A 13,995-nucleotide genomic window follows, 5' to 3' on the forward strand; every position below is an offset into this window, starting at 1 on the left:
AGAAGAAACAATCTATTGATGCCATGGGTTAAAGGGAAATTAAACTCAACGCTCATGGAAACTCAATTAGAACAGGAGGTACCTGTCGACACCGACGGTAAAACGCCCTATGATGTTACTACCGATGTAGCGGGCATAAAAACATTGTTCGTCAATGTATTTTTTATCGGTACGCCCGGTCATGGTAATCATTGGGTGCTGGTCGATGCAGGCTTTATGGGCTATGCCAGCCAGATAAGAAAGCGGGCAGAGGAATTATTTGGCCCCGGTACCCAACCAGACGCTATTATTCTGACACACGGCCATGCCGACCATACCGGTTCGCTGAAAACGCTGCTGAAAGATTGGGATGTGCCCGTGTATGCTCACAAACTTGAGCTGCCGTTTTTGCAGGGTAAATCAAGCTACCCGCCACCAGATCCAGCCATTGGCGGGGGCGGCATGTCGTATATGTCATGGGTGTTTCCTATTGGGCCGATGGACTTTGGCGACCGGATAAAAGCACTTCCGGACAATGGAAAGATTCCTGAATTACCCGACTGGCGGGTAATTCATACGCCGGGCCACGCACCGGGCCATATTTCGTTGTTTCGGGATAAGGACCGTACGCTCATTGCCGGCGATGCTTTCGTAACGACAAACCAGAACGCTATTACGGCGGTAGCTACCCAACGCGAGGAGTTTCATGGCCCACCGGCCTACTTCACCTGCGACTGGGAGGCTGCGAAAGAGTCGGTACTGAAACTGAACAATCTGAACCCGGCGGCTGTCGGAACGGGACATGGGGTATCGGTACGGGGCCTCGACCTGAAACTAGGATTGAATAAACTGGCGCACGAGTTTGAAGCCCGTTCTATTCCGTCGGAAGGTCGTTACGTAAAGCAATCAGCCATAACCGACGAAAATGGCATCGTGGACATGCCCGCACCGACCTCGTTCCACGTAGCTCGGGTACTTGGCCTTGGCATATTAACCGGCGTGGTTGGCTACGCGATCTGGTCCGTTGTGAAGCAGAACGACTAGTCGACATTACACGAAACAAAAAGCCCTGCCTAGGCAGGGCTTTTTGTTTTAAATCTGTTTTTGTCCGTAAGATTATTTCTCAAACGTAATTGTGTACTTACTTTTGAGAAAAAGAAGATAGTCTATGGCTCAGAAAAAGCCTAAATTTTATGTTGTCTGGCAAGGCCGAAAACCGGGCGTTTACGACAGTTGGGACGAGGCCAAGGCCCAGACAGACGGATTTGCCAAGCCCCTCTTTAAGTCATTTGACAGTAAACCCGCTGCGCTGAAGGCCTTCCAGGAAAAACCACATGTTCACATCGGCCAGGCACCCAAAGTGACGGGAAAGCAAGGTAAATTAACCGAATTAGTTGGCTTGCCGATTCAGGATAGTCTGGTAGTCGATGCGGCCTGGAATACTGCAACCGGTGATATGGAGTACCAGGGCATTTACCTGGCGACCAGGCAAAAGCTGTTCCTGATGGGGCCCTATTCAGATGGAACAAACAACATCGGTGAGTTTCTGGCCATTGTCCACGCTCTGGCGCTGCTGCATCAAAAAAATAGCAACATCCCGGTTTATTCCGATTCACGAACGGCCATTGGCTGGGTGATGAAAAAAAAAGCCAATACCAAACTTGAAGAAACTGCCCGCAATGCCGAACTCTTCGAACTGCTGGACCGAGCCGAAACCTGGCTAAAGACGCACCGTTTCGCCAATCCGGTTTTAAAGTGGGAAACTACCGTCTGGGGCGAGAACCCGGCCGATTTTGGACGAAAATAGGACCGGGAATCTAACAAGATTTAAACGATTTGCATGATTATCCGATTGGTGCTGGACTCAGGAGTTTGATTTTCCTGGTTAACCTGAATAATGGTTCATATTGATAACAAGTGTCTGATTTTTAGATAGTAATCTAGCCTAATTTTTGTCATCCCGACGCCAGGAGGGATCTTCTGTACAAACAAAAAACAATCCTACTACCGAAGATCCCTCCTGGCGTCGGGATGACAAAAATTAGGCTACGTTACAGCGGTTTACAAGCCATTATTCACGTTATTTAGGCCCTTTGGAGCCATTTATAATCCCGGACTCACGTTAGTTAACTTTTTATAGTCAATCATTTGTTTGTACTGGGCTAATGCTTGGTCGAGTGTTGGGCAGGTTAACGGATTTGAATAGCGGTGGTTACGCCCAGTCCCCAATAGCCGTAGGACACCGTAGCCTGTTTGGCGACAGCCGGAAGCTCATACTTTGCAACAAAAATACCCGAATCGGGGGCGGTTTCCTGCACGGGCACCTGAATAGGTTCCTTTCCATCGAGACTTACCAACACCCAGCCTGCTTCAACTTCGGTTGGATCCTGATTGAGGGCTGCGGTTAATTCGAGGGTAACGGTTTGCCCGGCTTTCCCTGTTTGTAACGGCTTTTTTCCTATAACGTCCAGGACTCGAATTCTCTGGGTGCCTAAAGGAGCGAAGGTGAGGGTGGCCATCCAGCCTCGGTTTGAGATGGCCCAGCCTTCGGTCGCATAGGCATTCTGGCCTATATGATCTCCTTTTCCGGCAACCGAATTGTTAGTCGGCAAAGACCTGCCGGGCCGGGGAAACTGGGCATCGAGTGGCGTACCGTCGAGGGTGCCGCGTACCTTGCCGAGCATACCGTAACCATCGGGGTGCGCGCTCGGCCAGCCATTTTCGACCCCTTCCCAATACCCATTAATGGCCAGCCGTTCGGGGCTTTTGTTGCTCAGATGTGCCCCAACAGGATTGAGGCCGAACACAAAGTTCACCTGCGACCAGCCAAGGGTACGTAACTCGCGGTCGCCGAGCAGATGCGCTACGGCAAACATCGAACCGCCCAGAGCTGGAGCACCACCCAGTTCTTTAGTGCGGGGATGCGCCCATTCGGTTTCGCTGTGAACCCGATACTGCCAGAAATTGGCTGTTTTCTGCTTCATATGGTCGCGCCAGGCCATGAGTTTCTCGCGGGTGCCTTTAGGCGCTTTATCGGGCGCAAAGAGCAGGAAAAATGCCAGTGCCTGCGGGGTAATATGCTCGGCGTTTCGAATCCACCACATATGCCGTGGATTGGTAAAATCCCAGTTTTTAATGATGTCGTCGGCGCTTTCCTGTGCCCAACGCAGGTACTGATCGGGCTGGCCGTCGGCGTCCTCTTTCTCCGAAAGGTACATGAACAGGTTGCTGAATACCGACTGCCCAAAGGCGTTGCCCATTTCGTTGAATTCCTGAAAGCCTTCGTCTACCCATTTGGTACTTTGCGTCCAGTGCCGAACTACTTTGTGCCGGTCGTAGGCCTGCCAGCGTTTACGGCACTCGTTGCGGTAGTTCAGGTAGGTTTGCCGGGGCAGGTAGGGCTTTAGAAACGTATGGTAAGCTGCACAGACGGCAGCCAGTTGGTCGAGGGTGTTCCAGAAGTCGTAGTTCATGCGCGGCTGACCTTCGTAACCGAGGGTACCATGCCGGTTGGCCACCGGGCCGTTGTAGTCCACATGGTGATAGGCAAACTCGCCATGCCAGAGGATGAGGTCGATCAGGTCGGCTGTTTTTTTGTCGCCGAGTTCTGTTGTCCAGCGGTCGAACAGGGCTGGGTTTGATGCATAGAAAAGCGTTTCGAAGGTTGTTTCAAGCCCGTAAGATCCCTGATCGCGTGAGGGGCCACCGCCGTACACCTTCGCTTCGTTCGAGTGGACGGGATCTTCAGAGCCGCGAACATCCACGAAAAAATCGTAGGCCAGTTTCGAGGAAATGCCTTCCATCAGGTGGTCGGCAATGCGAAAAGGTACACTAGACTCCCGACCTTTAATACTAACAACATACTCAACCCTGGCGTCTTTTGGGTTAAAGGCGGAAAAATCGCCCGCCCGGTCTGAAATCTTTCCGCTAAAGACAACGGCTTTGTCCGATTGCCGGATGAGCTGAAAGGGAGTTCCGTCGGCGGCTTCGTAGCAGACAAACCGTTTGGCTTCTCCGCGATTATAGCCTGCCTGATTGACCAGCGGCACAGCCAGCGGATTGACCTGAGCCAATAGGCTAAAGCTCACGAAAAGGCAGAGTAGCAGAAGTGTTGTTCTGAGGGTAAGCATAGGGGAAAAGCGTCTAGTCAATGGCTCAAGCATAGCACCTGATTTCCAGCAGCGAAGCAGGGGCCAGTCCATTCATGGCGCTGAGGTGCAGACTCAGGCTTCTGGTCTCCACCGGCTTGTCAAACCGGATAATCTGCTGGCTGAGGTAATTGCCGGTCTGCTCGTAAATGCGTTCGTTGCGGTCGTCACACAGAATAAAATCCCGGACGCAGAACGGCATTGCTGTTTCGGGGTGGGTCATTAGCACTGATTCCAGCGGGTGGTCAAAATCGGCATCGAAGTGCAAGACTACTTCCCGAATCTGTTGAGGACTTTCCCACTGAAGCGTTAGCGTAGGGTTCGTATCCTGAAGGTCAGCTACCCAGGCATTCGGCTGATAAGTAGGTCGCTGAACGCCATTTCGACTGTTTATTGGGGCAAATGGGCTCAGTGGTGGCTCGATCTGTAACGCGATATTATGCCCGTTGGGTCGGCGTTCGGGTGTCCAGAACTCAAACGCATCGACGCCAATGTCATTGGTAGGCTCCTGCCTGCCGTAGTTCGATACCGCCGGATTGGTTTTGTTGAACACTGATAACAGGCCTGTTACGCGCAACTGACTGCCCTGAATGGAAACGGCTTCGTTTTCCCCAAAACAGATAAAGGCATAGGTCGTGTCGGTCATTGGCGCATCGAACTGCAAGCTGACCGACTGTTTCCCGGTATGCAATGGAATCTCTCGGGTTTCCAGTGTCACGTCGGGCGTGTGGTTTTCGGGGCGACTGCTTCGGCGGAGTTCAATGGTCAGGGTGGTGTCCTGCGCGGCCGTCGCCCAGAACGTCAGTTTCGGAACGGGACCGGGTGTGAGGGGCAGCATCTGTGCCGCCGAATGGCGCAGAGGGATTAGCGGTCCGTCGGGCGGTAGTTCGCTTAGCCTAAGTTCGCTGGATGCCGATAGTCGGGCGAGGTGAACCAGGTTTTGTTCGTCCTGTAACCGAAGGCCGGGAATGTGGTGGCCCGTCTTCATCAATTCCGTTTGCAGCGTTTTTAGCCGCTCGCCGGTGAGATCGGCCGGACGAAGTTGCTGACGGGTACAAACGGCGGCTGCCATGCCCACAGCCTGCCCCACGTAGGCGCTTGTGCCCATCACCCGCGAAGAGCCAAAGGCCACGTGCGACGCGCTGATGATGCGGCCCGCCAGAAAGAGGTTATCGACGTTTCGACTGTAGAGGCACCGATACGGAATCTGGTAAATGCCTTTGCTGTGCCACTGGTTGCAGCCCGGCTTTTCGCTGAACACACCATCCGCCGGGTGCAGGTCGATCGACCAGCCGCCATACGCCACCGCATCGTCGTGGGTGCGTTGCTCCACAATATCGGCCTGGGTCAGCATGTAGTCGCCCTCAAACCGGCGACTCTCACGTTTACCGGGAATTTGCCCAACCCATTCAAGTGTCAGGTTTTGGGCCTCCGGAAACTGACCCGAATTTTTGATGTGGTTCCAGACACCAAACACCACTTTCCACAGTTCCCACTTAATGGTTTCGGTGTCGTGAACGGTGTCCAGCCGTCCGCCATATTCGATCCACCACAGCCGACAGCCGTAGTCGTTGACATTAAATGAACGAAAACGGGGGATTTTGGTGATGTCCTGCAAAGCATAGGCGGGCGGCACAAACCGAACCGGCTTTCCCGTATCTTTCGAGTAGAAGTACATGGAATGGCCCAGCAACTCGCCGTAATCGGCGGAGGGGGCGAACTTTTCGCCGAACTCCTCCCTCGATTCTGCCCCCATCCGGAAGGCTGCACCCGCCTGAAAAGCCATGATACCATCGCCGGAAGCATCGCAAAATAGGGGGGCGGTCAACTCGTAGGTTGTACTGTTTTGCGAGCAGAAAGCGCTCACGGATTTGATGCGGCTACTGTTCTCTTTCCCATCGTTCGGGTCCATCTCCACCGCATAAACGGCCGTGTTCAGCAGCAGTGTAATGTTGGGTTCCAGCACTACTTTTTCGAGCAGAATGGTGTCGTAAATAAGGGCGTTGCCCTCGGGATTGCGGTAGAGGTTTTCGAGCAGAATTTCGTCGATGGCACCACCTTCGCGAGCCCAGCGGTTGTTGTTGCCCATGTGGGAGGTGGCCCCCAGCACCCAGAGCCGCACTTCGCTGGAGGAGTTGCCGCCCAGCACGGGTCTGTCCTGCACCAGCAGCACCCGAATGCCCGCCCGGGCCGCTGTCAGCGCGCAGCAGACGCCGGATAGCCCTCCGCCAACAACCAGCAAGTCGGCTTCGTGGCGAATGCTCTTGAGTGTTCGTTTATCAGTTGCTTGCTCGCGTATCATTCGTTGAATCAATCGTTTGGGTAAGAATTGAAAAGCCGGTTGGTTTGAGGACTTCGACGGTTAGCGTCTTGTCGAAACCACGTACCGGAAACGTAAGGTTGGCCTGTTGGCCCGGCTGTAAATCGGGAATACTGAGCCGCAGTTTATCTACTTTCAGCTGGTACTTTTTGAGGGTGTAGGCCGGGAAGTCAGGACGGGCGGTAACCCGCAGGGTAATAGTATGAACACCCTCACTGCCCGTCGTCCAGCTTACTTTTTCGACGGTAACGGGGGCCATGCCGGTCTGGTGTGCCTTGTAAAGCAGCCGTTTCGAACGGTCGCCCCGAACGAGTCCCCACGGACGGGTGCCGTCCGGGTTGGTACCGTCGTGCCGACTTAGGTAATCGTTGAACGACCACCACGACGCACCTATTACATACGGCAGTGGCCGGATATCGTTCAGGAACTTCTCAATGTGCGTTACCTGACCGGCTTCGCCCTCTTTCCCATCAGCCCTTAAGCCGTATTCACTAACGAAAATCGGCTTGTCGGGGTAAAGCGAGTGGATGTGTTTCAGGATGTTGGCGTGGTTGCCATAGGTATTTGTCGAGATAAAGTCACAGTATTGGCTGGCTTCATCTTCCGGTTTTTTAGGCAGGGTATTCAATCGCATAGATGCGAAGGTGTACAGACGCGTAGGGTCGAGTTCGCGGGCGTAGGCGATCATATCTTTGGTCCACCGCTGGCCTGCCGGTTGCTCAGACAGGTATTCGTTACCCACGCTGTAGGCAATCACGCTGGGGTGATTCCAGTCGCGCTCGGCCATCTCCCGAAACTGTTGCCGAAACTTGGTGCGCATGGTATCGTTATCCATTTGCCGGGGTGTCAGCTGCCAGTTGCCCGCTTCGCTGATGATCAGCATCCCGTTGCGGTCGGCCCAGTCGTACACGGTTTCCGAGGGCGTGTAGTGGGTCAGCCGGTGCAGTTCCATACCCGCTTCTTTCATCAGGCGCATGTCTTTTTCCACCAGCCAGTCAGGTTCCAGTGAGCCCAGCCCTGTGTGGTCAACCACACGGTTTCCGCCCGCTACCTTGATCGGCTGGCCGTTCAGGAGCAGTTGTGCGTTGCGAACCTCTACTTTTCGAATCCCGAAATGCGTCCGAATGGTATCGGTAGCGGCAATGACCTGAAGATCGTACAAAGTGGGCTGATCGACGCTCCAAAGTTTTACGTCGGCGGCCTTAAGGACCGTTTCGGCTTCCAGTACCGTCGTTTGGCCAGCGGCAACGGAACCCGCTGGCTGCTTCCAGGTCAGCACAACGGGTTTGCCGTTTTGGGCCACCCGAAAGGCCAGTTTTGGCGTGATAGCTTGCTTACCTGCGTTTCGGATTCGGGTTTTCAGAACTAACGTCGCGGTGCCTTTTACTAAGTCTGGACTAGCTTCTACTTTGACCGTTTCGGCGTACACCTCCGGCTCGACGGTCAGGTAAACGGGCCGAATCAGGCCACCGTAGTTGAGCCAGCCCGGAAACGATTCGGGCAGGTTGTTATCCTTCGCCCCCGGTATGGTCGTTGTTTTCCAGGTATTGTTGTTAACCGAAATGGCGATGGTATTCAGCGCACCCTTGGCCGATTCTGGTTGCAGAAAGTCGGTAATGTCAAATTGAAACGGGGTGTAACCGCCCTCATGGGTCCCCACTTTCCGGTTGTTTACCCAGACCGACGTTTCGTAATAAGCCGCATCGAAATGCAGGATAACGCGTTTGCCGGGGGTGGATTGAAAGGGAAAAGTCCGGCGGTACCAGGCCGTTCCGGTATAAAACTGAAAGCGGGGATCGACCGAAAAACAGTGTGGCACGGTGACCTTTTCCCACCGATTCAGGGAGGCATCATCCCGATACCAGTTGCCGTGTTCGCCCGCATCGACGGGGTCAAGGGTAAACCGCCATTCGCCGTGCAGCGGAATGCCGTTCGGGTCGCGGATGGTGTATTGGGCAAAACTGGCAGAAGCGCAAAGCGTTATCAGTACCAAAAAAAGAAGTCGTTGACGCATAGCTAGGTTAAGGAAAGTTTAGGGGTGATTAACTTCCCGCATCAGGGGTGTCGCTTCGGGGAGTACCTGAATGCGGAGGGCGGCAAACCACGAAAAAGCGGCACCGCATAAAATGAGGATGGCAATGAGCGCCGTTACGCCCGCCCCCTGCGCCGTGAGCAGACTGAGCCCCAGCAGCATGAGTGCCGTAAACGCCAGCGCACCCGCAATAACTTTCAGCCCAAAACGATTTTGCCGTTTTGTTTCCAATGCCTCCAAAGCCGCATCGTCCGACGAAATCACGGGTGTATCGGCTTTTTCCTGCACATAGCGCAGGTAATCAGCACTAACGGTAGTTTGACGTGAGGCCAGCCATTCCGCAATGGCCAGCAGCAAAATGGGTACGCCCATGCCCATCACCATTTCTTCGGCCCGGCTCAGTTTGAAACCGATCAGCACCGGAAGAATCAGTTTAAAAAGCAGATTCAGGCCAAGCGTTGAACAGGTTATCCATAAGGTAGTACGGCCCGTTTGTCGTTTGGAAAACAGCGCCCAGATGGCCGGAGCCAGCAGTGGACCACCGGTTACGGCCCCAATGCTCAGCACCACTTCGACAATACCGCCCACATAAGGCACCAGCAGCGCAATGCCGATCATGCCCATACCGAACCCCCACGACGACAGCCGGGCTACCCGAATAAGTTGCCGGTCGGTAGCTCCGGGGTTGATGATGCCTTTGTAAATATCGTTCGTAAAGACCGCCGACACTACATTCAGCGCGGTGTTGGCACTGGCCGATGTAGAGAAATACATGCCTGTGAGCATTAGTCCCAGCAGGCCGGGTGGTAATACCAGTCGGCAGATTTCGAGGTACGCATTCTCCGTGTCGAGCCCCACCAGCGATGGGTTGATGGCCTTGTAGATCATGGGTGGCAGCATCCAGATTATCGGGCTGACGAGGTAAAGCCCGGCAAACAGAAACGCCACTTTACGGGCCGATTTAGGACTGTCGACGCTGGTGTACCGCTGCACGAACGTCCAGTTTCCGCCAATGTAAGCGATGTGGTAGAAAATGAACGCCAGTACGAACCCGAAGGTGTATTCGCCGTTAAGGGGTTCGAAAAAGGTAGCGGGTACCTTCTGCGTGAATGCTTCGAATCCGCCGACTTTATCGAACGCCAGCGGCATCAGGATGAATACGGCGGCCGATAACACCACAAATTGAAGAATATCGGTCACCATCACGGCCCACAGGCCACCAACGGCCGTGTACGCAATCATGAAAATGCCGAGGCCAATGGTGGTGGGTACCAATGGAAGACTTAGTGACACGCTCACCAGTTTCGCCACCGGATACAGCACCGATCCCTTGATAAAGATGCTGACCAGGGTGAAAATGAAAATGTAAGTTTTTTGGACGGGTAAGCCTAGCCGTTTCCGAATGAACTCAGCGGCAGTAAGAGCCCCCGTTTTTTTCCAGCGGGGGGCCAGCCAAAGTCCGGTGATGATGGCCCCAATGCACATGGTCCATTGAATAGTGATAGCCACCCAGCCGTATTTATAAGCAATGCTTCCCCACGCGACGAACGTACCTGCCGAAAAAAAGCTCATGAAGAGCGACAACCCTCCAATGAACCAGGGCACCGCTTCGCCCCCGGCAAAAAAGGACTTAAGGTTGCGGCCGGTACGGGCAAACAACATGCCGATGACCAGCACAAAGGCCGAAAAAATAACGATAACGGCGGTATCAATGGTTGTATTCATAAGCTGAAACCCTATCAAAAAATACGTTTATCTTAACTCCACTTCCAGTACCTGCTGACCGAAACCCGGTACGTCGATCGCGATGTCGCCTGCAGGAACAGCCTGGTTTGTTGGGAGCCAGCGGGCCTTGGTCATTGTTTTGTGAATGACGGCCGGGTTTAGCTTTACCGTTGTTTTCGTGGCCTGCGCCCGATTGTTCTGCAAAACGACATACAGCTTTTTCTGATCGACAGAGCGGGCCAGGATGTAGTCGATAACTGGGCTGTCGGGCTGCACCAGCCCTTCCTGAACAAGCAGACTGGCCGGTTGGCCATACACAGAACCCGCACTGAAACCGTATGTCTGGTGCGGCCCCACTTTAGGCGTTACGAACCCACGCGGAAACGTCACTTTTCCCGCCGAGCGGAGTTCGGCTTCGGCCATCAGGTAGTCGGTAAGCCAGCCGATCTGCCACCAGGCATGGTGCGGATACGGCCCCGACCCTTTATTCATCCGTTCCCAGTAGTAAGACGCCACACTCGTTTTCGGGTCGACAAACGCATCCCGGCCGATGGCTCCTGACCGGGCCATATCCGCGAAAATCGGTTCTCTCATCAGTTGATACATGCGGATGAACAAACCTGCGTGGCTGCACAACTGAATTGGTCCCAGCCGCGTGGCCGAGCCAAAAATGCCGCCATGCTCAAAGCTTAAGCCCGTCTGGCTGATTTCCCAGTCTTCGCGCGGAATCCCATTGACCGTTTTCGGTTTATGGCTGGCAATGGGGTGGGTGTAAATTGAGGTCGTGTAAATTTTAGCCGCCGTAATCGCCGAACGCTGATAACGGATGTCGTTCGTCAGGTCATATAAGTCCAGCAATGCCTGCGCGGACTGGCCCGTTGCGAAATCGGGCGCGTAGCGCGCATCGCCACAGACACCCAGAAAGCTCCCCGTCTCGACCGCGTTTTTGATGAACCAGTCGGCCCCTTTTCGGGCAGCAGCCAAGTATTTCGGGTCTTTCAGAATTCGATAGGCAACAATCAGCCCGTAGAAGGTGGGGCGCACATCCTGAACATCGGTGAATATCTCCTGTTCGGTGTTCCGGTCGTAGGCCACCGCCCAGCGGCCATCGGGTTTCTGCCAGGTCAGCAACCGGTCGGCACCCAGTCGCAGCCGTTCCTTGAGTTCCGTATTGGCCGGATCGAAGAGGAGCATGTTGCCCATGTCGAGCATGGTGTAGTACGTGAGACCAATCGGCTCCACGACGGAGCCCCATTCCTCTACAAACTTCTTCGACTTTGCCAGATAATACTGTCCTTCGGGTGCCCCTTTGAAGAAACTGTTGCCGGTTTCCTGCTGGGCCAGCTTGAAGTTTTGCGCGTAGGGAAGCACGTTTTCGGTCAGGAGCGGGTCTTGGGTGGCGTTGGCGAGCATCCACATGGCACCGTAGTCGGAGTTTTTCATGGCATCTCTGTCGGAGCCGACAACGCCACCCAGGTACGACTGTGCACCCAGTTTTTTGCCGTCAAACTCCTCTATATTCCACAGCGACGTTTTTGGGTCGGTGAGGTAGTGGTGCATCTTCTGGATACGTTCCGTCAACGACTGGGTTGACTGCCGCAGCGCCAGTGTTTCCCTAAATTGATAGATGTCGTACACGGCATGGTTAAGCGTTTTGAACCAGTCGCCATCCGTCAGACTGTATCGGAATGTATAGCTGATGCTTTCGCCGGGTTGCAGGCTGGATTTTGGCTCACCCAGCACCGGGTAGTAGAGCGTTGGTGAAAGCTGCGCCTTCCGGTTCATATGCGACAAGCCAATCTCCCAGTCAATCTGCGTGCTCTTATCTACGGCCCAGGGGTCACGCGATAGACCCGGTTCCGGAATAACTGCGATGGTAACGCCGGTTTTCGTCGTCAACATCGGGCAAAGGGTGCTGGCGCAGCGCTCCCGGTAAACGGCCGGGAGAGTTGGAATGCCGTGCCCGTAAGCATAGGCCAGCGCAAAGTTCGGCTGGAGTTTGTTGCCCTGAAAATAGCCCGGAATGGTTGCCCAGCCCAGATTCTGCTCCGAAACAGTGAACAGCGTTGGGCTGGCCAGCGAAAAATACCCCGACTTTCTGGCGGTTACGGTCTGTTTCACCACAATGTCCGACGGGAAGCGGGGATCGAATGACCAGACCGTACTGACCGTAGCCGCTTCTGTCTCGTGCTGAAATGACAGGCTATTCGGACGTGTCTGTTTTGCTTCTTTCGAAAAAAAATGCAGCGCCTTGCCCGCCTTGTTCAGCGACACCGGATTGGTACTTTCGGCCCACTGTTTCTGCTGGTAATGATATCTTTCGGCGGGAAAAGGCTGGCCTGTAATATCCTTAAAGGTGGTATCGGGCTTATCGGAAGGCTTATCGGCGGCATACAGCAGGGTGTTTTCGCCGGAGGGCGTCGACAGGTTTACCCAGTTCGCGCCTTTTCGTACGGTCACCTGACCAATGGCCCAGCCTGCCGGCGTATTTTTCCAGCTAATTCTGACGCGCTCATTTGCCAGTGCTACTGGCGGATTCGTTTGAGCCCGTACTGTGAGCCAGCCTACGCTTATAAGTGCAATTTTCCAGATAGAGTGCATTGAGTGAGTATTTACGATAGGACCCGGGCTATTTCAGGATTTTAGCTTGATCTGAATGTTGTACGATAAGTCCGAATCATCGGCATCATCCTTCGCTTTCACGGCCAGAAACAGCACCGATGGTTTCCCGTTTTCGAGCCAGACCTGCGGCTGATCGAGCCGGTGGAGCCGGTCGCTGACAGACCCGTTGGCCCAGCGCAGGTGAAAATCCGACACAAACGGATGCGCGGCCAATGCCCAGTCGCGTCCGGTTACAGACGTAAACAGCACCAGTGACTCTTTTTCTACTGAACCCGGCCGAGCCTGTTTGGTGTAAAAGCCCCGATAGTCTTTCACGATGGCGTAAAAACGGCCCTCACCGTTCCCGGTCGGCTGATACCAGATGAAGTTATCGTCGGTTGGAAATTGCTCCGTCGGATGATCGAAGAGGGTTATGTTCTCTTTTTTCCAGGGCCCTAAGGGGTTTGTTGCCGTAGCCAGGCCCATCCGGACCTTGCCGCCAAACGGCATCGGCCCCTCGCTCACGCCTTTGTAAACCATCACGTATTGTCCGGTCCGGCTGCGGGCTACGGTGGGGCTATTAACCAGCAAGCCATCGAATGAGCCGGGGGTTCTGTCGAGCAGCGGCTTGTCGAAGCGTTTCCACGGACCGGCCGGATGGTCGGCAACGGCTACCCCCAGCCGCTGGTTATTGCGGTGAATCCACCAACCATCTTTGGTGCCGTTGCGTGGACCGAAATTGCCGGAATAATAGAGGTAATACTTGCCTTCGAATTCCTGGATCAGCGGGTTATGCAGGTTGTCCGCATCCCAAAAGCCGGGTCGACGATCAAAAACCGAGCCCGTCACGGTCCAGGGACCAAGTGGGTCGTTGCTGGTGGCGTGGGCAATTTCGGAGTGCGTCACCCAGGCATTGAACCCCTCCTTACGGGGCCAGCGGGCAAACAGCATATGACAAACGCCGTCGACAGTGCGTACCATACCACCGCCCCAGATAAACCAGTCGGGGTCGCGCAGGATTGAACGGGGTTGTATGGGCTGCATTAGCGCGTTAATGTCGAGGGTATCAGACTTCTGGCCGGTCAGGTTGTGCCCAAGTGCCCCCATAGCGGAGCCCGTCAGGAACAACCCGGCGGCAGAAGCCAGAAACGTGCGTCGGTCGGTCATAGTTGACAACAAGGCAATAGGGT

8 protein-coding genes are annotated in these 13,995 nt (G+C 54.5%); 2 read left to right on the forward strand and 6 right to left on the reverse strand.

The genetic code is table 11. From position 1 onward, the window contains the following. The first annotated feature begins 54 nt into the window (after positions 1 to 54). Together ACYVJM_RS00270 and ACYVJM_RS00275 are read left to right on the forward strand one after the other, a co-directional pair. Positions 55 to 1,023: an MBL fold metallo-hydrolase gene (locus ACYVJM_RS00270; RefSeq protein ID WP_461146203.1), complete on the forward strand. Its 969-nt coding sequence runs from the start codon at positions 55 to 57 to the stop codon at positions 1,021 to 1,023. Between the two features lie 124 nt (positions 1,024 to 1,147). Beyond that, complete coding sequence (locus tag ACYVJM_RS00275; protein ID WP_461146204.1) at positions 1,148 to 1,786, forward strand: ribonuclease H1 domain-containing protein; 639 nt, start codon at positions 1,148 to 1,150, stop codon at positions 1,784 to 1,786. 382 nt (positions 1,787 to 2,168) lie between these two features. Here ACYVJM_RS00275 and ACYVJM_RS00280 read toward each other — a convergent pair whose 3' ends face one another. Genes ACYVJM_RS00280 through ACYVJM_RS00305 form a run of 6 tightly spaced genes read right to left on the reverse strand, consistent with a single transcriptional unit; the run spans position 2,169 to position 13,972 of the window. Beyond that, positions 2,169 to 4,109, reverse strand: a complete 1,941-nt coding sequence (locus tag ACYVJM_RS00280; protein ID WP_461146205.1) for a cellulase N-terminal Ig-like domain-containing protein — start codon at positions 4,107 to 4,109, stop codon at positions 2,169 to 2,171. A gap of 25 nt (positions 4,110 to 4,134) precedes the next feature. Continuing rightward, the gene (locus ACYVJM_RS00285; protein WP_461146206.1) at positions 4,135 to 6,429 is read right to left on the reverse strand and encodes an FAD-dependent oxidoreductase; all 2,295 of its coding nucleotides are present in this window, start codon (positions 6,427 to 6,429) and stop codon (positions 4,135 to 4,137) included. Then, positions 6,407 to 8,461: a glycoside hydrolase family 2 protein gene (locus tag ACYVJM_RS00290; protein WP_461146207.1), complete on the reverse strand. Its 2,055-nt coding sequence runs from the start codon at positions 8,459 to 8,461 to the stop codon at positions 6,407 to 6,409. The genes ACYVJM_RS00285 and ACYVJM_RS00290 overlap by 23 nt, the downstream gene beginning before the upstream one ends. An 18-nt stretch (positions 8,462 to 8,479) precedes the next feature. Next, positions 8,480 to 10,204, reverse strand: a complete 1,725-nt coding sequence (locus ACYVJM_RS00295; protein WP_461146208.1) for a sodium:solute symporter family protein — start codon at positions 10,202 to 10,204, stop codon at positions 8,480 to 8,482. A gap of 27 nt (positions 10,205 to 10,231) precedes the next feature. Then, positions 10,232 to 12,805, reverse strand: coding sequence for a glycoside hydrolase family protein (locus ACYVJM_RS00300; RefSeq protein ID WP_461146209.1), 2,574 nt, complete (start codon positions 12,803 to 12,805; stop codon positions 10,232 to 10,234). A 33-nt stretch (positions 12,806 to 12,838) separates the two neighbouring features. After that, complete coding sequence (locus ACYVJM_RS00305) at positions 12,839 to 13,972, reverse strand: glycoside hydrolase family protein (RefSeq protein WP_461146210.1); 1,134 nt, start codon at positions 13,970 to 13,972, stop codon at positions 12,839 to 12,841. Positions 13,973 to 13,995: the final 23 nt, after the last annotated feature.

Source organism: Spirosoma pulveris, from assembly GCF_054781875.1.